Here is a 23,548-nt window from a genome sequence, read left to right on the forward strand (position 1 = left end):
GGGGGTGCCCCCAAGCTATCGCAAGGGGTCGGGCTTTCCGCTCATACTCCGGCACAAAAGCCATCGCACAATACCTTCACCGGGGTATCCGCTTCAATCCCTCACCCGACAGCCGGTTGCAGGTTACATGTAGCTGGTTTCCGGTCTGCTTAGGTGTAAATGGTAACTGTAATTTTAATCCCGAGATTTTTGAATTGCCCCTTTTTCCGTGCCTCAGTAGCGTTTATTTCTGGCGCCGGAGGCGCCCGGTTAAACCTACCCTGCGGGAAAAGCTCAACAGCGAATCCAGCCGCTGAAGAGTGCGACGCAAGCAAAGCTTAATGCTTATCCTTCCGCCGGGCCCATAAAAAATATTTTGCTGCCGTGCAACGGCCAGGCAATCCAAAGTTGAAGGATCGGGTTATTTTTTCTTCAACGATGACAGGTAAGCCAGCAGGTTGGCCATATCCTGGTCTGTAAGGCCGGCATGCAGGCCTTCAGGCATCATGGATTCCTTTAGCTCTTTAATGGATTGCACATCGGCAGCCTTAATTTGCTGCTTGCCCCCGCCGGGATATTTAATATCAATATCCGTTTCGGTTTTGCTGGCAATAATGCCGTTTAGTACGGTGCCATCCTTCAGCTTTATCGCCTGGCCTTCAAAGCCAAAACTTATACCGGCTGATGGGTGCACAATAGCATCCAGCAAACCTTCGGGCGGGTATTTGGAACCTATTTCGGTAAGCTTAGGCCCAAAATCGTAGCCTTCGCTGCCCGCCTGGTGGCAAACAGCACAAACCCTTGCATATACAGCCTTGCCCTGTGCCGCATCGGCTTTAAGCGCATTCAGCGCCGCCATGGTGGGTATTGGCCTGCCGGCTTCTTTAGGCTTATTGGGCAGATAGCTTTCCGCCTCGCTGCGTATGGCCCCACGCCATGCGCCGCTTACGCTGGCAACAATATCGGGTATAAGTTCAGCGGGTACTTTTTTACTCTTCAGCAAGGCTATTACCGTCTCCTCGCCACTCCAGCTATGGCCAATTAAGCCTGCGGCCTGCCTGCGTATTTCCAGCGGGTATTTGGCAGTTAAGGCTGTGGTTTGCAGTATAGACAAGGATTCTTTGCTGCCCACTTCGCTTAAAGCGTGCAACATTTTCACGGTGGCGGCGCTGTCTTTACCGTTAATCACTTTCCAAACCTGCTTTGCACCGCCCTGCGCCAGCAACAGGCCTGCCGCTTTGCGGCCGGTAGCACTGTCGTATTTGCTTAGCGCCAGTTGCAGCAGGTTATCGTTTTCCCTTGTTACCTTGTATTGGCGCACCAGTTCTATATACTCATCCGTACCCTGCAGGGATTGTAATACCGCAGCCAGCGCTTTTTGCGCTGCTTTTGATTTAGCAACGGTACCGCCATCCAGGTGGTGCAGCACCAGCTTATCAAGGTCTACGTTGCCGGCCGTATCCTGCTCAATCATTTGTACCAGCAGTTTAGCTTTGGCCGGGCCGCTATGAAAATCGAATGCCCTAAAGTATTTCAAACGTTGCTGCAGGGGCACAGTTTGCTGTGCTGCCAGTTGTGCCAGGTAAGGCACGGTGGCTTCGTTGCGGGCACGCCATACAATATTTCTTGAGGCATCGGATTGTGTAGGATCGGCCACGCGGGCCTTATAGGCTGTAAAAAAAGCATCCCACTGCCTGTCGGCAGCAATGCCCAGCGCTTCCAGGTACCAGCGGTCTTTGCCATCGTAAGCCTGTGCGAGTGTTGCCCAAAGGCCCGGGGCCTCGGGAGATTTGTTGTGGTACAGAGCCAATGCACATTCTCGTTTTACCTGTATATCCGCGTCATTAACCAGTTGGCCGACTATGGTAATGATGTCTGCGGGAGATTTCAGTTCCCTCGCAGCCCGTATGGCCATCATGCGTATGCTGGCACTCGTATCTTTTGCCGCTTCCTGCAGGTATTGCAATGCGTTGGCGTTGGGCATTTTTGCCAGCGCCCAAAAGGCCCTTGCCCGCATACGGCCATTGGCAGATGTATTGCGCCATAATTTTTCCAGCTCTGGTACCGCTGCCGTTCCCATGGACTGCAACGTGGTAAACGCATGATAACGTACAGATAAATTGGGGCTTTGCAATGCGGTTACAGCCCCTGCCGCGGACAAATAATCCTGCTTTGGTATAGTGTAAGCGGCATCATGCGGCGCTACACGGTAAATTCTGCCGCGGGCCTGGTCGCCAGCCTGGTGGCCACCAACGCCTACATCGTACCAATCGGCAATAATTAAAGAACCATCCGGCGCCACGCAAACATCCGCGGGCCTGAACCATTGGTCTTTCTTACCCTCCAGTATGTTAACAATAGACGCGGTGTACCCGGCCCCGTTTTTTTGTACCGGATAAGACCGTACCACGTTGGGGCCGGCATCACAATGTATCATTTGCCCCCTGAATTTTTCGGGCAGCAATGTGCCTTCGTAAATAACCATGCCGGTAGGCGAGCCTGCCCCTGTCTGTAACAGGTTGGGTACCACGCCGGGGTCGTTCAAATGCCAGTGGCGGTAAGGAATGGAATCTTCCATGTTAGTACGGCTTGCCTGCCAGCCGGCGCCGGTAACTTCATCTGTAAACCCATAGTTGCCGTAATCCATCACATAGTTAATGCGTACGCCGCGGTTGCCGTCATCGTCATTATCGCTTTGCCATAAAAGGCCGTAACTATCTACCGCAGCCTCGTAAGGATTGCGGAAATTATAGGCCAGGCACTCTACGTTAGAACCATCGGGGTCGCAACGGAAGAGCATGCCCTGTTTGTATTTTTTGGGCGAAATTTCTTCACCATCCTGGTCAAGAACGGTTTTGCCGTTTTTATCTTTTAGCGTTTCCCCGGCATTGCCAAAATTAAAATACAGTTTGCCATCGGGCCCAAAGCTAAAACTGTGAATGCCATGGTCATGCTGTTCGCCGCCAATGCCCTGGAAGAGTATTTCCTTTCTGTCGGCCTTGTCATCGTTATTATCGTCGTAAAAAGCCCATACATACGGGCTTTGAGATACCAGCACACGGTTGCCCAATACGCTTACGCCCAACGGCGCATTTATTTCAGGGCCCTGGTAAAAAAGCTTGGCGGTATCGGCTTTTCCATCGCCGTTGGTATCTTCCAGTATCATAATGCGGTCGCCTTTTTCATTGGTGGGGTTACCGTTTATGTCTGGCCTGTAGTTGTAGGCTTCCGTAACCCATACGCGGCCCCTTTCATCCACATCAATGTTGGTGGGATTTTTTAGCATGGGCTCTGTTGCAAAGGGTTTTACTTCCAGCCCTTCATCAATTTCCAGCCCTTTCAATGCATTTTCGGGAAGGTGCTTTTGCTCTTCGGTAAGTGTATCTGTGGCGGGCGATAATTTTTCCCCACCACCGCCGCAGGAAATAAAAAAAACAGAAACTACAAAAAGGCAAACCGTTATGGTACGGTTATGGCAGCAGGATTGGCTGGTGTTTAATCTCATTGTTACAGTGATATTTTGTTAGAATAAAAACGCCGTTACAGCAAAGGTTAAGGGCGCCTGCCGAAGGCACCGGGCTATCCGCTCATACTCCGCCACAAGGCCATGACACAATGGCTTCAGCGGGGTATCCGCTTCTATCCCTGGCGCGGCATTCTGCGTTTCCCTTAGCATTAGCGCTGACGGCATTTTGCAATGCATTAGATGAAACAAAATACGTTAATTAGCATTACTAAAAAATTTTTGACATGAGCCAGGCATTTGTAAGAGAATCTGAAGAACAGTGGCTGCACGAAGTAGCGCCAACTTTAAACGCCCTGGTAGCCTATCTTACCCGGGAGAATAACGGCATAAGGGTTTACGAACAAAAAAAGATGACCGGTAAAGATGGCGCAGAAATACATGTAATGAGCAATGGCCTTTCTTACACAAAAGACAAGGACGGCCGGTGGATGGTGGCGTAAGTTTTTGTTCATTGTTCGTTTGTTCAAAGTTTAATGTCAGCAGCGGATAGTATTTCTGCACTTCCGCAGCTAAACAAATTATCAGCATTTTACCCTTCAACAGACCGGTAACCAGCTACCTGTAACTGGCAACTGTTAGAGGTTCGTTTGTTCAAAGTTTAATGTCAGCAGCGGATAGTATTTCTGCACTTCCGCAACTAAACAAATTATCGGCATTTTACACTTCAACAGACCGGTAACCTGCAACTGGTAACCGGCAACCGGCTTTCGGGTGAGGGATTGAAGCGGAAAGCCCACAGCCACGAGGAACGAGTGGCGAGGACTTGTAGCGGAAAGCCCGACCCCTTGCGATAGCTTGGGGGCACCCCCTACCCTGTTGCTAACTATATTGCAGAAACAGTAAACGATAATATATGACAACAAATGAAATTGCGGCTAAGCTGGCTGAGTACTGCCGTACCGGCCAATATGAAAAAGCACAAAAAGAACTTTACGCCAACGATGTGGTAAGCATAGAACCTTTTGCCACGCCGGCCTTTGAAAAAGAAACAAGCGGGCTTGAAGCAATAATTGCCAAAGGCCACAAGTTTGAAAGCATGGTAGAAGAAAGTTACAGCAACGAGGTTTCCGAACCACTGGTTAGCGAAAACAGCATTGCGTTTAAACTTACGATGGATATAAAAATGAAGGGCCGGGATAGAGAGACCTGGCAGGAAATATGTGTGTACCAGGTAAAGGATGGCAAAGTGGTGTCTGAACAATTTTTTATGTAACGCATTAAGGAAGTTGAAACAGAAGGGCCGCAGGTTTGCAGGCCCTTTTTTAGTCGGCAAACTGTTCTATCAGTTCACCCATTTCATCTACGTTGGCAGAGTAACCAGCAGAAAAATCGAACCAGCGTCCTTGCTGGTCAACCGCTATTTCTGCCACCGCCATAGCATTAATAAAAACCTGGTAAAAATAGCTGGCGCCGGGCCAGGGTACCAGGTACACCTGCCATCTTTCCAGCAGCCCCTGCCCGCTTACGAAGACCTTGTCCATAATGCAGGTATCGGATTTTGGTGTAATCATAAGATTGCTTTTAAATACTAAAGTATTTAGTAAAAATAAATAAAAATCCTCTCCGTGTAGTTTTGCAGGCATTAAAATTTCTGGCAAAAACAATGTTTTAATGCAGGAAAAAAATGCCCTGCCCTGATACCCAGCAGAAAAAATTTACCTCGCTTACAACAGCCATTATAACGTACTTTAGCCAGCAACTTTACTTAAAGATTTTATCTATGAAACCCCTGCTTATACTGCACTTTTTATTAGCCGGTTATATTTTTTTACCAGCCCAAACTTTGCGGCTTCCACGTATTGCCATTGCCGGATTGGGAATAGAATCCAGCACATTTTCGCCTGCATTAACAACAGAAGAAGCCTTTCATGCCAGGTATGGCAAGGATGTGTTTAAAGCCTATCCTTTTTTTGCTGAGGATGCCCCTTTACGCAAGCAGGCGGTGTGGGTGCCGGCACTGGTAGGTAAATCTTTGCCCGGTGGTGCAGTTACACGGCAGGCTTATGAATCCCTCGTTAACAAAACGCTGGATTCCCCAAAAAAGAACGGCCCTTTTGATGGGTTGTATTTTGATATTCACGGGGCTATGAGTGTGGTGGGGCTGGAAGACCCGGAAGGTGATTTTATTACCCGCATCCGCAAAGTAATTGGCACAAAAACACTTATTTCCACCTCGATGGATTTGCATGGCAATGTATCCTGGCGGCTGGCACAGCACACCGATATAATTACCTGTTACCGTATGGCGCCGCATGAAGACGCGATGGAAACCAAGCAGCGTGCCGTAACCAATTTGCTTAACCGCCTGGCCAGCGGTAAAGGCAAGCCAGCTTACAAGGCCCGTATTGTTGTGCCCATTTTACTGCCCGGAGAAAAGACCAGCACCCGCATAGAGCCCGGCAAAAGCCTGTACCAGGCCGTTGCCCCCGCATCTGTACAGCCCGGCATTGTTGACGCGGCGATATGGATTGGCTATGCCTGGGCCGATGAGCCGCGCAACCATGCGGTAGTAATGGTAACCGGCGATGACAGGGAAGCCGTAACCCGTACAGCAGAGCAATTGGCAGCCAGCTTTTGGAAAGTACGCAACGAGTTTGTTTTTGTGGCGCCTACCGGTACCCTGGCCGAAAGCCTTGACAAAGCACTGGCAAGTAGTAAGAAGCCTTTTTTTATCAGCGATTCGGGGGATAACCCTACAGCCGGTGGCGCCGGAGATGTTACCTGGACGCTGACGGAAATTTTAAAACGCCCCGAGTTTAAGGAGCAAAACGGGCCTGTGCTTATCTATGCTTCCATACCCGGGCCGGAGCTGGTGCAGAAAGCCATTGCCGCCGGTGTTGGCAACCCGGTAGAAGGCTATGCCGGCGCTAAGGTAGATAGCCGCTATGCCCCGCCGGTTAAGCTTTCGGGCACTGTGCATTCCATTGAATACGGAGATAAGGATGCGGAAGTGGAAGTAGTGGTAAAAGTTGGCAGTGTGTACGTTATTGTTACCCAAAAACGCAAGCCTTACCACAATGAAATTGACTTTACCAGGCTGGGCCTTCAGCCACGCAAGTCAGATATTGCAGTTGTAAAAATTGGCTACCTGCAGCCCGAATTGTACGACATGCGGGCAGACTGGATACTGGCGCTTACACCCGGCGGTGTGGACCAAAACCTGGAGAGGCTTGAATATAAACATATTCAACGCCCTATGTACCCCTTTGACAAAAACATGAAAGACCCCGATCTATCAGCCAAACTTGTTCCACTGGCGGACGAGTAATAGCTGGCATTTAAAATTCAATTTATGGGCCCCGCTTCAGCACATGATTGAGGCTGCCGTTGCGCAATTTTGCGTGGCAAAGCAGTCCTGATGTTTCGGGAGAACTCTTGTACGGTTGGATTCGCTACGCAGCAGAAGAACAAACGCTGCCTTTTGTTAAAGGGCTTCTATTGCTTTAATAAAATCACTAACCAGGTAGCTAATCAATTTACCCATGCCGGCATCTTTTCTGCCATCGCTTAAATGTGTTGCCCCTTCGCAAATGTGCAGGTAGGCGGGTTTGCTGTCCAGGGCGCTAAAATAAACATATTGCCTTGCCTGGGATGGCGTAATACCTACGGGTGATGCAGCACTGCTTAAGGCATGTTCAACGATATCAAGGTCTAACTCTATGCCGCAATAGGTACCTTCGGTAAAACTGGTGGCATGTGCAATAGCCTGCATAAAAGTTCTCTTCTCATGCAGAAAAATATCTTCGTAGGTAATTACATCAATAAAGGGATTATTTACGATATCAAGCCATACATTTTGCGGCAGGTAATTTTCGTGCAGCCCTATTACACAATATTTCTCCAGGTACCCATCTTCATCAGCATAGCGAAAAGCGTTGCCGCTATGCCGGCCTTCCATTGGCCGGTAATCGCTGTGGGCGTCCAGGTTGATGGCATTAATTTCGGCAATCGGTATAGCACCAGCTTTGTACAAACCTTTGGCAGCACCTTTTATACATCCGTAAGCATTGTTATGGCCTCCGCCGATAACGATGGGAATTTTTCCATGCTGGGTAATGAGCTTCACCATCTGTTCCACCTGTTCATCAATGGTGTGTACCGCATGGCGGTAAGCTTCTACCCTTTCTTCAGCATTAGATGCATTGCTTTCGATCAGGCCTGGCAAACCACTGAAATCCAAATGGCCGGCCAGCAACAAATTGTCGCCCTGCAAAAAATCGCTGCTTTGTATATTTAAGAAAGCCTGTAAAAAAGGCACCCAGGCAGAGTCTGCACCCCCAATACCCATGTTTGCTTTTATTCCAATATCTTCCGGCACGCCCAACAATACAAATTTGGCTGATGATTGTGCCACTGACTGCTCAATATTTTTCTCATCGGCAAGAACCTGTACCCTCTCTCCCAGTTTGGTTTCAAAACGGCGAAGCTTTGTTATCGAAAGCACATCGTGCTTGTTGTAAACTTTAAGATGTTGCATAACTAAATGTATGATTAGTTTTCAGCAATAAGAAAACAAACAAGGCTAAAAATTGCGCTTGCCGGCAAACGGATGCGCTGTGTCCCCGCCGTGCCAGGGATTGAAGCGGATACCCCGGTGAGGCCATTGCAGCAGGGCTTTTGTGCCGGAGTATGAGCGGAAAGCCCGGTGCCCTTGCGATAGCTTGGGCAGGCACCCTGACAAGTACGAAGAAAGAAGTACGAAGTACTTTTTTTATATAAGATGTTTGATGTTGGTATGTACGGTGTAAAAAACAAATTTACCTCTAACTTCATAGTTCGGGCTCATGTTCCCTCTACCACTTCTTCTTTCTTGCGCCGGTAGAAAATAGTGCCGAGCATTAAGATGATGCCGGTAATAAGTACAACGAAAAATAAAATGCCTTCGTTGAAGGACTGCAGTTTAAACGCTTCCGGAATTTTATAGAACAGCAGTATGGTAATAAGGCCGCGGGGTATAAACATAACTTCGGGGTATACGTTTTCCTTCAGAAAAAACCGCAGGTACAAAAACCTGGCGATAAATAACACCAGCACAATAAGGCTGCCAATGGTAATAACGTTTGAATGGGCGATAAGCTTAAGATCTATGGAATAACCGAATAAAATGAAGAAGAATGTCCTGATAAGAAAAGAACTTTCTGCTGTAAGTGAATGCAACAAATGTGTAATAGACTGCACCTCTGACCGCGGGAAAAGCTTGCGCAGGATGGGGATGCGCACAAGCTCCCAGTTATTCATAAGCATCCCGAATATAAGTATTACAATCAGCGAAGGCAGGTGCAGCATTTTGCCGCCTACATATAAAAAAATAAGCAACGCGAACACCAGGAAAAACCTGATATTAAGCTTAGACCTGGTGAGTATTAAAAACAATAGGGAAGAGAAAATGATGGACAAAACAAGCGACAAAGCGATGTTGACAAAAAACATACCCACGGCATGGCCTGAAAAACCCTGTTGCCCTTCGGTAAGCATGTTGAATACAAGGATGCCAAGTATATCGGAAAAAGACGCTTCATAAACAAGGAATTCTTTTTTCTGGCTGGTTAAGTGGTGCAGGCTTGGTATAACGATGGAACTGCTCATGATAGATAACGGCGTAGCGTAAATAATGCAGTTGCGGAGAGGCTCATGAAGAAAATAATCCAGGATAATTGTGATGCCGGTAACGGAAAGCAGGAAAATAATCAGGGCTGCAAAGAAAGAATTACGGATGAGTTTAAGCTTAGAGCGGCCAAGCTTAAGGTCAAGCCCGGCTTCAAGGATTATCATAATTAAACCGGTAACACCCAAAAATTCCACCATTTTACCAGGGAGAACGATACCCCAGTTGTTGGATTCTGCCACAGCCCTTAATGCAATACCCGAAAAAAGCAGCAACATTACAGATGGCACTTTAATATACCTGGAAAGAATAGAAAACAGGTAAGAAAGCACTACTACGGCACTCAGTAGTATCAATATAAACTCAGTAGAAAAAGCCTGCATACGTGTATTCTTTTAGTCAGCAATAAACATTCCGTCAACCATCACTTTATCAATAAGGTTGGCGCCAAAAGCGTAAGGCAAATATGCCAGCGACGGAACAGGTTTTGTAAAAATAAGGTTTGCTTTTTTGCCAACGGTGATGCTCCCCAGTTGGTTGCCCAACCCCATGGCATAAGCGCCGTTAAGGGTAGCGGCATTAATAGCTTCTTCCGGAAGCATTTTCATTTGTATGCAGCTAAGTGATACTACAAAATTCATATTGCCGGATGGCGAAGAGCCGGGGTTAAAGTCTGATGCCAGCGCTACCGCACAACCGCTGTCAATTAACGTTCTTGCCGGCTGATAAGGCATTCTTAAAAAGAAGGCCGCTGTAGGCAACAAAGTGCAAATACCATCCCAGCCGGCAAGCAGTGCAACATCATTTTCCGTCAATGTCTCAAGGTGATCGAGCGACAGGGCGCCGAGCTGTATACCCGCTTCAATACCTCCAATGCTGTTCAACTGGTTTACATGCAGTTTGGGTTGCAACCCATATTGCAGGCCGGCCCGGCAAACCTGTACCATTTCTTCCGGAGAAAAAAAGCCCCTTTCGCAAAAAACATCTACATAATCAGCCAGTTGTTCATCGGCAATGGCAGGCATCATCTCGTTAACCAGCAAATCAATGTAAGCCTGGTGGTTTTGCCGGTAAGCAGGCGGGTATGCATGGGCACCGAGAAAAGTTGCTTTTATTGGTATAGCCGCAGTTTCCTTCAGGCGCTTTATCACACGCAGCATTTTTAACTCGGCTTCCTTTGTTAAGCCATAGCCACTTTTTATTTCTATGGCCCCGGTGCCCAACCGTATAAGCTCCTGCAAACGTATATATGCCTGGTTATACAAGGTTTCTTCGCTGGCTTGCTGCAGCTTTTCCGCAGAGTTTAATATACCGCCGCCTTTGGCCGCTATCTCCGCATAACCTAGCCCTTTTATTTTATCCACAAACTCTTCCTCCCTGCTGGCGGCAAATACAATATGCGTATGGCTGTCGCACCAGCAAGGCAGCACCCATGCCCCCCCTGCATTTATGAAGGTGTTGGCGGTTATTTGTGGCAGTGCAGCCATCTCACCATAAGCTTCAATGGCGCCATCCTTAATAATAAGAAAAGCATTGCTGATGAATGGCAGAACTGACAGTTGGTTACCCCTTAGCATTTCCGTTGGCTGCCTTACCCCAGCCAGGCAACCAATGTTTGTAATAAGCGTTAACGGCATAAGACAATATTACAAAAGCATTTGCAGGTTATTGATGATTTACCTGTAAATTGGCTTGCAAATTGCACCCACGCAAAGCCGTTACTTAAGATTACACCGAAGCCCTTGCCCGGGCCGGTTAAGGCAGAAGTAAAACTACCTACAGGTATGTACAGATTTCTTATTGTTTTATTTTTCTTTTCCGTTATACATGCAGGGGCACAAAATGCCCGGCCAAAACTGGGCTTAACGCTAAGTGGCGGCGGCGCCAAGGGGCTGGCGCATATCGGCATTTTAAAAGCTATTGACTCGGCCGGTCTAAACATTGACTATGTAACCGGCACCAGCATGGGCAGCATTATCGGTGCATTGTATGCCTGCGGTTATTCAGGTGATTCCATAGAAAAAATTGCCCGGAAAATTGACTGGGATATATTGCTGAGCAACTCATCCTCCCTGCAGTCTTTAATGGTAGAGGAAAAAGATGAATACAATAAGTATGCGGTAGAGCTTCCCTGGGTTAACAGCGCTTTCCGCCTGCCCATCGGCGTGCTTGAATCGGAGGAGCTGTGGCTTAAATTCAGCGAGTTCTTCTTTAATGTGAGGCATATTAAAGATTTTTCAAAGCTGCCCAAAGGCTTTAGCTGTATAGCCGCCGATGTTGCCACAGGCGAAAGCGTAGTATACAACAAAGGCGAAATTGTTTACGCCATACGCAGCAGTATGGCCATACCTACTGTTTTTACCGCCGTTAATTATGAAAAACGCAAGCTGGTGGATGGTGGCGTGGTACGCAACTTTCCGGTTAGCGACGCAAAAAAAATGGGGGCAGACCTGGTAATAGGCAGCAATGTAACTGCCGGCCTGCTGCCTACGGAAAAAATAAGGAACGCCTTCCAGGTGTTGTTGCAGATTGCTTTCTTCAGGGAGGATGCAGATTCAAAAAACGAAAGAAAGCTTTGCGACATTTATGTGCCCCACCTGTTGGACGATTACACCATGGGCAGTTTTGGCTCTGCCCCGGAAATAATACAGGAAGGTATTGACAGGGGCCGGGAAATGTACCCAAGGTTTAAACAACTGGCAGATTCGCTGAATGCGCTATATGGCATACAGCACCAGGACAAGCCAGTTCTCTCCAAAGATTCCGTGTGGATCAGCGACTATAAAATAACGGGGCTCGACAAAATGAAAGAGAACTTCTTTTTGCATGTACTGCAGTTTGAGCCCAACCATTACTTTAGCGCCGCGCAGTTATCAGAGCACGTACGCAAAGCATTTGGTACACGGTATTACAATAAGATTGTGTACAGCCTGCAACCTAAAAAAGATACCGCTTACACCATAGTGTTTGACGTAGAAGAAAACCCGCTGACATTTGCCAAGCTCGGTATACTCTATAACAGTTTTGCCGGTGTAGGGCTAATAGGCAACCTTACCGCACGCAATTTTTTAACGCCCTATTCCAGAAGCTCTTTAACATTGCATGTTGGAGAAAATATGCGGTTAAAAGCAGAACATACCCAGTTTTTCCGCAGCATACGTAATTTTTCCGCTACGCTTAAAATGCAGGCTGAGCAGTTTAATATCAACACCTATACCAACTACAAGAAAGACGGGGTTTATACACAAGCCTATTTCATGGGCGATCTTAGCATGCAGGTTTCCATGGCCCGCAAATTCGCCGGCGGTATTGGCACCCGTTTTGAAACCTTTCATTTCAGGCCCGATATACCATCTCAACTGGAACTGAGAGGCACTGTAGACTTTCTGACAAGCTATGCTTTTGTAAAATACAACTCACTCAACTCCAACATTTACCCCAAAAAAGGCGTAAAAATTGATGCCGAAGCTGGCTATGTGTACAGCCAAAACCCAAAGCTGCGCTTTTACTCACAAGGGCGGCTCATAGGCAACCAGGACTCCCTGGGGTTTTCTTTCCTTAACTATACCCGCACACGCCTTAATGTAGAGCATTATGTGCCGGTTTATCCCAAACTGGTGTTTTTAACACAGTTTCAGTCAGGCATCAACTTTAATTACCAGCAAAGCATACTTAATGATTTTTATGTAGGCGGGTTAACCAACGTCTTTCGCAACCAGGTAACTTTTGCGGGGGTTGACGAAGGCACGGTTACTACCAGCAGTATAGCCACCCTGCAGTTGGGGCTGCGCTTCCAGATGTACCCCAGCCTTTTTGTTACCGGCAGGGCCAATGCCCTGTATCATAACTTTTTAAGCAGTACCAACCGGTTCAGGTTTGCTACAGCCACCTTTTTATCCGGCTACAGCCTTACGCTGGGCTATAATTTTGTACTTGGCCCGCTTGAAGTCAGCGCCATGTATTGCGACCAAACCGGCAAACTGCTACCCTATGTAAACCTGGGAATACCATTTTAGTTGAGGAGAAAACGACTCATTGTAAGTACTGTGTTCAACCCTTTAACCGCGGATAAAGGGCGTTACATACTTTAAAAATTTCATAACACGTCCATACTCAAAGCTTAACGCCGCTTTTATTTTTCTTTCACAAAACTTTTACAACCAGCATGCAGCGTTGTTTTTGGCTAATTCTTAAATTCACATTATCTTCACAAAAACAAACATTCTACGCCTATTGGTCAAACTATACTTAAGCAATTTTTGAGGGTAAACGATTTTAAATTTTAAAACCTAATATCCCTTATTTATATGAGAAGGTTTGACCAAGCCACTACAGACACACAGCTAATCCTGGCGTTCCAGGACGGAAATGTAGCTGCATTTGAAGAACTGATTAGCCGGTATAAAGACAAAATTTATACTTCAGTCTTCTTCCTGGTAAAAGATAAATATCTTGCCGAAGATCTTTTCCAGGAAACATTTATCAGAATAATTGACACGTTGCGGAGCGGGAGATACAATGAAGAGGGTAAGTTTTTACCATGGGCAATGCGCATAGCGCACAACTTGTGTGTTGATTACTTTAGAAAGGTTAAAAGAACTCCCGCAATTGTAACAAGCGATAATAAAGATATTTTTGAGGTTTTATCCTTTGCCGACGAAACGCCGGAACAAAAAATGATGCAGGCCCAAAGCCACGACAGGGTGCATTGCATGCTGGAGTTGCTGCCGGAAGAACAACGGGAAGTAATAGTACTGCGCCATTTTGGAGACATGAGTTTTAAGGACATTGCAAAGGTTACCAACTGCAGCATTAATACAGCCCTGGGCCGTATGCGGTATGGTTTGATAAACCTGCGTAAGATGATGACAGAAAAACAAATAGCACTTTAAAACATACTGGTATTTGGCTTTGGTTCAGGTACTCCACGCAAACATCTGAAGCTATGAAATCCGAAGATATTGTCATTCTGTTGGTTGCATGTGTTTAATGTTTCCCCCTTTTGCCACAGGTAGTAAGCAGGATGACAACCAAATTTTATGAATTGCCCCATATATCCCCTCCTTTTGGAGGGGATTGTTTTTTATTATGGATCCGGCAGCAGGAACAAGTATGAGGCTGCCGTTGCGTCGCACTCTTGTACGTTTGGTTCGCTACGCGGCTTTTCCCACCGTATAGGATTTGCTTCTGCCGCCTTTGACGCAAGAAATATGCAACAATTCCGGCTAACACTACGTAACAGGCTATCTCCAAAAAAGTTCTACACAAAACTGCACTCCACCGCATGTTCCCGGCAAGCAAAATGCTGTATTTTTAAACGGAAAACTATTTTACAACCTCTGTAAAGCCCTGCTCATTAATAGCAATCTTAAAACATGTGGCAACTTACATCTGCAACCTTATTCATCTTCTTTGTACAAATCTGTTACAGTCAAACAAGTGAGAGCTATGCAAACCTGCCGGAAGGAACTATTAAGCGTGAAATAGCATTATTCGCAAAATCTGGCGGTAAAACAAAGCAGGTTGATAGCGTTGACACCAAGCTTACCGAGATAAAACTTCGCCGATGCGCCGATGACTTTGCTTTTTTTGAAAGCGGGAATATAGTTGCATTGGACAAGCTGGTTAGTATCCGGTCGAAAAAAATCACCTTTACCAACAGTAAAGTTTCAGCAAACAAGCGGTGGGGAATGGGTGATCATCTTCCTGTAACTGAAGTTGCAGAAGTCAGATATATACATTACAAGTACCAGCTAATTCTGCCAGACAGCGCAATTGCTGGGCTTTTTAATCCTAAATTTTGTATCAACACCAAAAAAAATAATAAGGCAGGAAAGACCACAATCAGCAATTGCCGGGTATACCAGTCTAAAGACAAAAAACGTGTTTATATCTATATGCTCAATGGTGAAAATCCCAAACAATATGAGGTAACATGGGTAATAGAAAACAGCCAATACTGCCAGCGGATTATTGATGAGATACGATAGAAATGAATACAACTGCATCCTGCAACCGGCAACCGCCGTTAAGATAGCTACATTATTAAACCTTGTCAGTAAAACCCCAAAGCTCCGCAGGAGCGGCATGTTAGTAGCATCCAAACTACAAAACGAAATGAAGCCCCGTAGTGGGCGGCATGTTAAACAGTCTTTTGCAACAAAGCCCGGTAAATCTCAATTATGTCCTGGCACATTAACCTGCTTAACATATCGCACCTACGGCGCTCCGGGGAACCTTGTTCTTATTGGCTACTAACAAGCCGCCCCGATGGGGCTTTATTGTTCAATGTTTTTTGTTTATGTTCAATGTTAGTGCTTTATCGCTCTACGCAACCTGCACTCCGCCAGCTTAAAATAATCTCAACCATTAATACATCAACAGACTGGTAACTTGTAACCGGTAACCGGCAACTGTTCTTCCGGGTGAGGGATTGAAGCGGCTACCCCGGTGAGGCCATCGCAGCAGGGCCTTGTGCCGGAGTAATAGCGGAAAGCCCGACCCCTTGCGATAGCTTGGGGGCACCCCCAAAAACAAGTACGAAGCTTGAAGTACGAAGTACTTGTGATATGTTAGATGTTATATGTGGGATGTACGATGTAGCTACGCTTTGGTAATAAAAAATCAATGCCGGGTTTACTGCATTTGCTTTAGCCTGTTGATGCAACTGGTTAAACCACGGTAATTGTGATAGGTGGCTTTCCATATATGGCCTTTCTGGGCCTTGGCTTTATCGGGCTGCTTGTCAAGGCCACCTTCGTACCAGTCTCCATGTACATGGTCAACCAGGTAATTTTGAACATAATCCCAAAGCATTTCAAACTTGCGATAGTACTGCATTTTGTCGGCAGGATATTTCTCAGCCATTAACAGCAATGTATTTAAGCCTTCGGCCTGCGCCCACCAGTTTTTGGTATCGTGTATAATGGTTATGCCCTGCTTGTTTTTAAAGTAGTAGCCCTCATCATAAAAGCCGCCCACGTTATCGTCCCAGCCGTTTTGCAGGGCATGGTCAACCGCAAGTTTGGATATCCGCTCAGTTAACGTATCGCTATGCAAGCCCAGCACATGAGAAGCTTCCAGCATCAGGTAAGCGGTTTCTACATCGTGACCAAAAGAAACATGGTCAAGACTGTGATGCCTGGAGATGGAGGCCACGGATGAATCGGCAAAAGAAACCGGCGACCAATTTGGCTGAAAGAACAATTGCAGGCTGCCTTTTTGAGTATAAATAACATCGCGTATAAGCAACAGCATTTCCTGCAGGCGGCTTTTTAATGTATCATCTTTCCACACTCCGTATAGTTCAGTAAACGCTTCAAGAATGTGGATGGAACTGTTCTGATCTTTATATCCAAGATCTGATGTGGAAGGCACGCCGGCATTGCGTTTTACAGGTGTACCATCCCTTTGCAGGTGCTGGTAATAACCTTTATAAAGAGTGTCGTGAGCATGCTTGTCCAGCCACGCAAAAGCTTTTTTTGCAAGATTTAACGCGGCAGTATCGCCGGATGCATGATAATATGCAGCAAGGGCATATATGCCAAACGCATTGCCATAAGCTTCTTTTCTTGTTTCCTTATTCCTGGCAATATAATCCACCACATTCCTGACAGTTAAAAACCCATCCACATCTGCATCCGGAATATTGATGTTAAACTCCTTTTCCAGCGCCATTACAATCTCCACATCATCCAGTTCATCGGCGCCTAAATCATTTCTTAAAGAAGCATCAGGAATTACTTCGGGTATCGGTACGCCCAACTTATCTGCAATTATTTCTGTTACTGCTTTTGCCAAATCAGGAAACACATACCCTTGCCTGCTGGTTAAGGAATAAAAGCCACCGTAGTCTTTATCCCACATCACATTTTGCAAAAAAGCAAACCCATGCGCAGCGCCGGTTTTATAGTAGCTTATGCCAGGATAACGTTCTGAAGCCTTACTGTTGGTCCACACATGGCGGGCCTGCGTTACAATCATCTTATCCTGGTTAGGGGCTTCCTTAAAATTGTACGCATAGGCACTGGTAAACCCACCGTTAGCGGTATCTATGGAGCGGGGGTACCAAACATCCAGCAATTCTTTGGTTAACGACTTTTCCATTTGTTCGGCAATGCGCAGGCGCCCGGCAGTTGTTTGCTGGCCGTGCGCAACGGAAATAACAACAGGCAAAAGCAACAGCAGGTATTTCATGAAATGTAGCAGGTTATGCAACAGTAAGATAGCTAAAACAAATATTGCGCATGCATACTATCTTATCCGATTGCGGTAGCTATTCTTTTGCTGTGCCTTCTGCTGCAGGGCGGGCATTTGCCGGGTACTGTTCTTTCTCCTGTTCTACTGGTGGCCGGTTGTGCCACCAGCTTGCCAGTGTAGAGCCGGTAACATTCATGAGCGGGCCAAAAATAGCAGGCGCAAGGCCAACAGTGGCCAGCTTGCCCATTGCCAGGGCCAGGCCCGATGCCAGCCCGCCATTCTGCATGCCTACTTCTATGGCAATGGTGCGGCAGTCTCTTTCAGCAAAACCCAGCAACCTGCCCGACCAATAACCGAGGAAAAAACCAGCCAGGTTATGTATCAGTGTTGCCAGCAGCAACAGCAAACCTACTTCCATCAAACTATCCCGGCCAGCCGCGGTAATCACTACAATAATCAGCGCTATGCCCGCCATTGACAGGATGGGCATTACCGTATCCAGCCACTTAAACTTGCCGTGCAAAAACTGGTTAAACAACAGGCCGCCAGCAACAGGAAAAATGACAATTTTTACAATCTCCCACATCATGTGCCAGAAATCAATATTAACCAGGGTGCCGGCCAGCAACTTCATCAGCAGCGGCGTTAAGAATGGGGCCAGCAAAGTAGATACCGTTGTAACCGCTACCGATAACGCCAGGTTGGCCTTCGCCAGGTACGACATTACATTGGATGCCAGCCCGCTGGGGCAGCAGCCTACCAGTATTATACCGGCTGCAATTTCCGGCGGAAAATTAAAAAGCCTGGCCACCCCAAAACCAACCAGCGGCATTATGGTATAGTGACAGATGATGCCTACAATCAACCCTTTCGGCATCATGAGTATGTTGGCAAAATCTTTAAAGCTTAGCTCTGTACCCATACCAAACATGATGATCTGCAGCAGCGGGACAATTAATGCTGACAACTTAAAATCTCCAATATTCTTAAAGTATTGCGGATAATACATGGCCAGGCTTACTGCCGCCAGTATGCTAACCGTATAAGAAAAACCTCTTGTTATTTTATTGCCCCTGAAACCAATGGAAACGCTGAAAAAAAACAACATGAGCAGCCAACCGCCCCATTGATGCCCGCCTAATATTGTAACCACTATGTACGCCAGCAGAAAAAGAATTGCCAGCCCATAAAAAATACCGGAACGTTTAACTATGGCCATGTAGATAGATTTAGATGATGTGCGGATTATGTACGATGTAAGATGTATATCGTTAATCAAAATACATCCCACACCGTACATCAGCCTTAGCTCCACAACCTGTCATGAGAGCGCTTATCGTCCCACTGAGGGGTGGGCTCAAAATAGCTTTTGTCTTTGGGGTGAAGGTGCTTTTTAATTTCTTCTTCGTTCAGCTCAATACCCAGCCCCGGCGCGGTAAGGGGCACGGTAGCAAAACCCTTTTCAAACAGCTTGCGGCCATCGGTGGTTTTTACAAGGCTTTCCCACCAGGGGCTATCCAGGGAGTGGTGTTCCAGTGCCAGGAAGTTTTGCGTAGCTGCGGCACAATGCACATTGGCCATAAACGATACGGGCGTACCTGCAAAATGCATGGCCATGGCAATACCTTTTTCTTCAGCATAATCGCCGATGCGTTTGGTTTCCAGTAAGCCGCCGGAAGAGGCCAGGTCTGGATGAACAATATCCACTGCACGCTGGTCAATCAGCGGCTTAAAATATTGCAGCAGGTAAATGTCTTCACCGGTTAGCACGGGCGTTTCCAAAGCGTCAGACATGGTTTTGTACTGGTCTGTAAATTCCCAGGGCACCATATCTTCCAGCCAGGCCAGCCGGTATTTTTCTACTGACTTACCAAAACGGATAGCGTTGTTTAGGTCAAAGTGGCCATAATGGTCAGACGATAGCGGCACCTGGTAACCTACCACAGAACGTACCTCATCAACTATGCGTGCCAGTTCGTCAAGGCCTTTATCGGTAATCTGTATGCCTGTAAAAGGATGTTTGGTATTGGCGTAAGACCCATAGTCGCCACTCCATTGCGCCAGCCCTTTGCCCCAAAACTCGCTGTTCACCAATGCGCCGGGAATGTTCTTTATTTCACCTATGGAGATATCCATCTTCAGCCAGGTCATACCCTGGTCTTCCAGCCGGTGTTTTATCTTGGCTTTAAAGTCGTTCATGTCCGCAGATTCAGGTGTATCAGCGTATATCCTTACTTTATCACGGTAACGGCCGCCCAGCAATTGCCAGCAGGGAACATTGTAAGCCTTGCCGCACAAATCCCACAGGGCCATTTCAACGGCGCAAACGCCACCAGCCTGGCGGCTTTGCCCGCCAAACTGTTTAATGGTTTTAAACAGCATTTCCACGTTACAGGGGTTCTGGCCAAGTATGCGGCTTTTCAACATCAGGGCAAAACGTTCATCGGCGCCATCGCGTACCTCGCCCAAGCCGTAAATGCCCTGGTTGGTATCAATGCGTATAATGGGTGTGCGCCCTACATTCTGCACCACGCAATAGCGCATATCGGTAATCTTTAATTCAGAAGGATTGGAGTAACGCCTTATGCCGGAAGTACTTCTTGCTACCACATCTTCAATAGGCGCAAACATAAAAGCGCCACCCAGGGTAATGCCCCCAAGCGCTGTTTTTTTGAGAAAGGAGCGGCGGTTGTTTTCATTGCTGTTTTCTTCAGTGTTGTCGGGGCCGGTGGTTTCAACGGTTTCCGGGTCTTTTAAACCCAGCCTGGCCAAAAACTTTTGTGATGGAGTCATAGTTCGCAAATTTTAAAATTAAATATTGTTGTTAGGTAATAGTTGCCGCTGTTAAAAGCAGGTGGTGAATGGGGAGTGGTGAGTGGGTAGTAGCAAGTGGGAGAAGCAGGTATCGCCTACTCGCTATTCACCACTCCCTACTCGCCTATTCCAGGAGGCTGGCAGTTAGTAAATAGCGGTAGCAAGCGGGAGAAGCAGGCATCGCCTACTCGCCAGTCACCACTCCCTACTCGCCTATTCCAGGAGGCTGGTAGTTAGTGGATAGCGATAGCAAGTGGGAGAAGCAGGTATCACCTACTCGCCATTCACCACTCCCTACTCGCCTATTCCAGGAGACTGGTAGTTAGTGGATAGCGGTAGCAAGTGGGAGAAGCAGGTATCGCCTACTCGCCATTCACCACTCGCTACTCGCCTTCTACCCTACCAGTTCCTTTCCTTCATATACTTATCCAGCTCTGCCCGGGGCATAGGCAGTTTAGCTGAATTTTCATCCAGCCATTTCAAAAAATCTTTTTTTATTTCATCGGTCCATTCGGTGTCTATCTGGCCGGGGGTGTATTTGCCTTCTTTCAGGCGTTGGTGGCCATAGCTGTCCCGCAGCATAATAAACTCGGCGTTAATAACAAGGTCTTCCACCAGGTACGCGGGTATAAATACTACGCCGCCTTTTTTGGCCAGTGCCACGTCTCCGGGCAGTACGGTGGCCCTGCCTATGCGGATGGGCGTGTTGATACCCGTTAACATCATTTGCTGTATGTACGATGGGTCGTACCCTTTTATCCATGCATTAAAGCCCTTAATTTCTTCCAGGCCTTCCATATCCCGCACGGCGCCATAAAATATTACGCCGCGTTGCGATTTGGCATAGATGGAATTACCCAGGTTGTCGCCTATCAATGTGCCGTCAACCACTTTGCCATAGCTGTCTGCTACATAGATGTCGCCATTTTTCAGCACATCAATGGGCCATGAGTTGGTGCCGCCAATGCGCCCTTCCGCTTTGCCTTTTTCTTTTACCAGCTTGTCCATGTCGGCACGCAAAGGCATGTACTGCGCGGTTACCACACGGCCGGTCATTACACTGTCTGGCCACATTACCATCCAGTCGCCTTCAAACTGGTTTTGAAACCCTTTGTTGCGCAAAATGCCCCAGGCTTCTTCAATGGAAACATTTTTGAGGCGCTCCAGTATTTTATCCGGCACATGCGGCCGTCCATCGGCGGAGCGTTCTCCTTTCCAGTCGGCAGTAAGGGCTTTAATCTGGTCTGGCGTTAATGTTATTTGCTGAGCATGCAACAGCGCCGCGTTGCATAAAAACAAGAGGCCCACAATCGTTTTCTTCATGTAGTGATGTTTTTGATGATATGGTTAAGCATTAGTATTTTTTTGGTACTTGGCTGAGGTACTGCTATTAAGCTTCCGTTGTGTCACTCACTTGTACGTCCGGTTCAATGGGCGGCTTTTCAGACCCGGGTAGGGTTGGTGCGTGAAGACACGCACCAAGGGAACAGACACGCACCAGGGAATAACCAATTGTCGCTGCAAGCGACAGAATAGTACTGCGGAACTTCCAGTTCCGCAGAGTGGCTATGCCGTTAACATTGAACCCCGAACAAAAGAACATTGAACAATCGAAGCCTGTTTCACTATGCTGCATAGAATTACAGAACGTACAAGTGAGTGACACAACGGAAGCCTCATAGTAATTCCTCCTGCCTGGACAATAATGGAGCTATGAGCGACAAGCTGTGAGCTATGAGCCCAGAAGCTGCGAGCTATGAGCGACGAGCTTATGAGCGACGAGCTGTGAGTTAGGAGCCTTGAGCAAAGCCGGACGCATTCTCTCGCACCTCACAACCCGCAACTCACAGCTCACAACTCGCCACTCACAGCCTTATTTACTCTTTATCCCAAAACACCCTGGTTGCCAGGTTGTCGGGCCCCATTCTTGCTACGGCAGCCGCATAATTTTCTGAGTTTACAGACTGCTCACGCACCGGGTAGGTAAGCCTTCTGATAAAGCCACCCTTCACCGCGGGGTCAGCGCCGGGATAAGGGTTAGGCGTTAAAGCCGGGAAACCGCTGCGGCGGAAATTGGCCCAGCCTTCGGAACCGTTCAGGAAGGAGTTAACCCAGTATTCGTCATTTATTTGCTGAAGGCCTGTTGTTGCATTGTAAGGGTGCGCAGCCAGGTAAGCATCTTCATCGGCCTGGGAGATGGCGGCAGACACATCAAACTGTGCCATTTGTTTCATGGCGCCACGAACACCGGCAGCATAGTAATCAGCAGCGTTTCCGGTTATCCAGCCCCGCTGTGCAGCTTCGGCCATCAGCAACTGTGTTTGCGCATAGGTAACAAAAAACTCAGGCGCATCTATTTTACCAACTGTGCGGCGGTTTACCTGTGAGTAGGCAAAAGCGGCGCCTATTTTACCCGGGAAACCAGGAGCGGTAGCAATGGTTGACTCGTTGTAACCATAAGGCATGCCTTCCTGGTTGGCGGGGTCTGTATCTGCCGCGCCTGCCTCGGCCAGCGGTTTGGCCGGGTCGGCATACTTAACGGATATTACTTTTAAACGGGGGTCGTTCATGTTTTGCAGATGCGTAACAAAGGGCTTGCCCAGGTAAATATTACCCCTTTCCGTGGCCTGGAACCAACTGCCTGTAGGGCTGTTGAAAGTAGCGTTAAAAGCAATGATGGCATTGTCTGCATTACTGGTAAAAACACCGCCGCGGGATGCGTCAACAGCTTTTTTAACCGTAGCTTCAGCCTTAGCCGCATCTACCTTTGAATAACGCATGCCTGCCCTTAAAAGCAGGGAGTTGCCCAGTTTTTTCCACTGTGCTATTCCGCCTTTGTAAAACAGGTCGCTGGTTTCTATGGGCTGCGCTGCATCCAGCTTGTTAGTGGCATCTTCCAGTTCTGTAAGTATGTCGTTGTAAATGGCTTCCTGGTCATCATACACAGGTTGGTAAGATTGCTCAAGGTATGCCTTGCCCGCGTTGAAATAAGGCACGTCGCCGTAAGTATCCACCAGCACCATAAACACATGCGCCTTCCATATACGGGCCATTTGGTAAAGGTTGGCGCGGGCAGCGTTATCCTTTGTTTTGTCCAGCACATCTGTAAGAAATTTAATGCTGGTAGTGTACAAAGTATTGTAAGCCGCATTGGTGCTGGGATCGTAGTTTACATTGTGGTTGCCGCCTTCCAGCACACCTGTATAGGGCGTATTGATTTGCTGTACAATTTCCAGTTGATAATTGTAAGTGGCAATAGCGGCGCTGAACTGCGCATTGGCAAACAGGTACACCGGGTCAAGCGAGGTAGCCTGCACGGGATTGGTATTGATCTCTTCAAAATCTTTGGTGCAACTGTTTAATCCTGCAAAGGCAAACAGCGCTATGATTATTTTATGCAGTCTTTTCATATCGTAAGCTTTTGA

Annotated in this window: 16 protein-coding genes; 6 read left to right on the top strand and 10 right to left on the bottom strand. The window is 47.3% G+C overall.

The genetic code is table 11. The annotated features are described in order from the left end of the window. Positions 1-400: 400 nt before the first annotated feature. A complete protein-coding gene (locus tag F0364_RS15085; protein ID WP_153798629.1) occupies positions 401-3,484 on the bottom strand; it encodes a PVC-type heme-binding CxxCH protein in 3,084 nt (1,027 codons plus the stop codon). Positions 3,485-3,729: 245 nt separating this feature from the next. On the opposite strand from F0364_RS15085, the gene F0364_RS15090 reads away from it, so the two are divergent. Further along, positions 3,730-3,945: a hypothetical protein gene (locus F0364_RS15090; protein WP_153798630.1), complete on the top strand. Its 216-nt coding sequence runs from the start codon at positions 3,730-3,732 to the stop codon at positions 3,943-3,945. A gap of 413 nt (positions 3,946-4,358) precedes the next feature. Next, on the top strand, positions 4,359-4,718 hold the full coding sequence (locus F0364_RS15095; RefSeq protein ID WP_153798631.1) for a nuclear transport factor 2 family protein: 360 nt from the start codon (positions 4,359-4,361) through the stop codon (positions 4,716-4,718). Between the two features lie 49 nt (positions 4,719-4,767). Here F0364_RS15095 and F0364_RS15100 read toward each other — a convergent pair whose 3' ends face one another. Beyond that, positions 4,768-5,016 carry a hypothetical protein gene (locus F0364_RS15100; protein ID WP_153798632.1) on the bottom strand — a complete coding sequence of 83 codons (249 nt, stop codon included), beginning with the start codon at positions 5,014-5,016 and terminating at the stop codon, positions 4,768-4,770. A gap of 209 nt (positions 5,017-5,225) precedes the next feature. Between F0364_RS15100 and F0364_RS15105 the strand changes: the two genes are divergently transcribed. Next, positions 5,226-6,773, top strand: coding sequence for a M81 family metallopeptidase (locus tag F0364_RS15105; protein ID WP_153798633.1), 1,548 nt, complete (start codon positions 5,226-5,228; stop codon positions 6,771-6,773). A gap of 156 nt (positions 6,774-6,929) precedes the next feature. Here the strand turns inward: F0364_RS15105 and F0364_RS15110 are convergent, their stop codons facing one another. The 3 genes from F0364_RS15110 to hutI all read right to left on the bottom strand — a co-directional run bounded on the left by F0364_RS15110 (position 6,930) and on the right by hutI (position 10,747). After that, positions 6,930-7,982 carry a formimidoylglutamase gene (locus F0364_RS15110; protein ID WP_153798634.1) on the bottom strand — a complete coding sequence of 351 codons (1,053 nt, stop codon included), beginning with the start codon at positions 7,980-7,982 and terminating at the stop codon, positions 6,930-6,932. Positions 7,983-8,287: 305 nt separating this feature from the next. Beyond that, positions 8,288-9,493 (bottom strand): cation:proton antiporter domain-containing protein, encoded by a 1,206-nt coding sequence (locus F0364_RS15115; RefSeq protein WP_153798635.1) that lies wholly within the window; start codon positions 9,491-9,493, stop codon positions 8,288-8,290. Between the two features lie 12 nt (positions 9,494-9,505). Beyond that, positions 9,506-10,747 carry an imidazolonepropionase gene (gene hutI, locus F0364_RS15120; RefSeq protein ID WP_153798636.1) on the bottom strand — a complete coding sequence of 414 codons (1,242 nt, stop codon included), beginning with the start codon at positions 10,745-10,747 and terminating at the stop codon, positions 9,506-9,508. Between the two features lie 147 nt (positions 10,748-10,894). Here hutI and F0364_RS15125 point away from each other — a divergent pair, with 147 nt between their 5' ends. From F0364_RS15125 to F0364_RS15135, 3 genes are all read left to right on the top strand, one after another. After that, entirely contained in the window at positions 10,895-13,126 is a 2,232-nt protein-coding gene (locus F0364_RS15125; protein ID WP_153798637.1) for a patatin-like phospholipase family protein, read from the top strand. Between the two features lie 291 nt (positions 13,127-13,417). Then, positions 13,418-14,002 carry a sigma-70 family RNA polymerase sigma factor gene (locus F0364_RS15130; protein WP_153798638.1) on the top strand — a complete coding sequence of 195 codons (585 nt, stop codon included), beginning with the start codon at positions 13,418-13,420 and terminating at the stop codon, positions 14,000-14,002. Between the two features lie 483 nt (positions 14,003-14,485). Next, the gene (locus F0364_RS15135) at positions 14,486-15,100 is read left to right on the top strand and encodes a hypothetical protein (RefSeq protein ID WP_153798639.1); all 615 of its coding nucleotides are present in this window, start codon (positions 14,486-14,488) and stop codon (positions 15,098-15,100) included. Between the two features lie 646 nt (positions 15,101-15,746). Here the strand turns inward: F0364_RS15135 and acpP are convergent. The 5 genes from acpP to F0364_RS15160 all read right to left on the bottom strand — a co-directional run bounded on the left by acpP (position 15,747) and on the right by F0364_RS15160 (position 23,533). After that, positions 15,747-17,306, bottom strand: a complete 1,560-nt coding sequence (acpP, locus tag F0364_RS29465; protein ID WP_370752098.1) for an acyl carrier protein — start codon at positions 17,304-17,306, stop codon at positions 15,747-15,749. Between the two features lie 79 nt (positions 17,307-17,385). Then, complete coding sequence (locus F0364_RS15145) at positions 17,386-18,528, bottom strand: bile acid:sodium symporter family protein (protein ID WP_153798640.1); 1,143 nt, start codon at positions 18,526-18,528, stop codon at positions 17,386-17,388. Between the two features lie 86 nt (positions 18,529-18,614). Continuing rightward, complete coding sequence (locus F0364_RS15150; protein WP_153798641.1) at positions 18,615-20,102, bottom strand: mandelate racemase/muconate lactonizing enzyme family protein; 1,488 nt, start codon at positions 20,100-20,102, stop codon at positions 18,615-18,617. A gap of 420 nt (positions 20,103-20,522) precedes the next feature. Next, on the bottom strand, positions 20,523-21,446 hold the full coding sequence (locus tag F0364_RS15155) for an RraA family protein (RefSeq protein WP_153798642.1): 924 nt from the start codon (positions 21,444-21,446) through the stop codon (positions 20,523-20,525). A gap of 554 nt (positions 21,447-22,000) precedes the next feature. Further along, positions 22,001-23,533, bottom strand: a complete 1,533-nt coding sequence (locus F0364_RS15160) for a SusD/RagB family nutrient-binding outer membrane lipoprotein (protein ID WP_153798643.1) — start codon at positions 23,531-23,533, stop codon at positions 22,001-22,003. Between the last annotated feature and the right edge of the window lie 15 nt (positions 23,534-23,548).

The sequence above is a fragment of the Foetidibacter luteolus genome (assembly GCF_009650435.1).
GTDB lineage: Bacteria > Bacteroidota > Bacteroidia > Chitinophagales > Chitinophagaceae > Foetidibacter > Foetidibacter luteolus.

Bases quoted from the DNA above. Each gene is read 5' to 3' on its own strand.
- F0364_RS15085 (WP_153798629.1), bottom strand. From the start codon at position 3,484: ATGAGATTAAACACCAGCCAATCCTGCTGCCATAACCGTACCATAACG.
- F0364_RS15090 (WP_153798630.1), top strand. From the start codon at position 3,730: ATGAGCCAGGCATTTGTAAGAGAATCTGAAGAACAGTGGCTGCACGAA.
- F0364_RS15095 (WP_153798631.1), top strand. From the start codon at position 4,359: ATGACAACAAATGAAATTGCGGCTAAGCTGGCTGAGTACTGCCGTACC.
- F0364_RS15100 (WP_153798632.1), bottom strand. From the start codon at position 5,016: ATGATTACACCAAAATCCGATACCTGCATTATGGACAAGGTCTTCGTA.
- F0364_RS15105 (WP_153798633.1), top strand. From the start codon at position 5,226: ATGAAACCCCTGCTTATACTGCACTTTTTATTAGCCGGTTATATTTTT.
- F0364_RS15110 (WP_153798634.1), bottom strand. From the start codon at position 7,982: ATGCAACATCTTAAAGTTTACAACAAGCACGATGTGCTTTCGATAACA.
- F0364_RS15115 (WP_153798635.1), bottom strand. From the start codon at position 9,493: ATGCAGGCTTTTTCTACTGAGTTTATATTGATACTACTGAGTGCCGTA.
- hutI (WP_153798636.1), bottom strand. From the start codon at position 10,747: ATGCCGTTAACGCTTATTACAAACATTGGTTGCCTGGCTGGGGTAAGG.
- F0364_RS15125 (WP_153798637.1), top strand. From the start codon at position 10,895: ATGTACAGATTTCTTATTGTTTTATTTTTCTTTTCCGTTATACATGCA.
- F0364_RS15130 (WP_153798638.1), top strand. From the start codon at position 13,418: ATGAGAAGGTTTGACCAAGCCACTACAGACACACAGCTAATCCTGGCG.
- F0364_RS15135 (WP_153798639.1), top strand. From the start codon at position 14,486: ATGTGGCAACTTACATCTGCAACCTTATTCATCTTCTTTGTACAAATC.
- acpP (WP_370752098.1), bottom strand. From the start codon at position 17,306: ATGAAATACCTGCTGTTGCTTTTGCCTGTTGTTATTTCCGTTGCGCAC.
- F0364_RS15145 (WP_153798640.1), bottom strand. From the start codon at position 18,528: ATGGCCATAGTTAAACGTTCCGGTATTTTTTATGGGCTGGCAATTCTT.
- F0364_RS15150 (WP_153798641.1), bottom strand. From the start codon at position 20,102: ATGACTCCATCACAAAAGTTTTTGGCCAGGCTGGGTTTAAAAGACCCG.
- F0364_RS15155 (WP_153798642.1), bottom strand. From the start codon at position 21,446: ATGAAGAAAACGATTGTGGGCCTCTTGTTTTTATGCAACGCGGCGCTG.
- F0364_RS15160 (WP_153798643.1), bottom strand. From the start codon at position 23,533: ATGAAAAGACTGCATAAAATAATCATAGCGCTGTTTGCCTTTGCAGGA.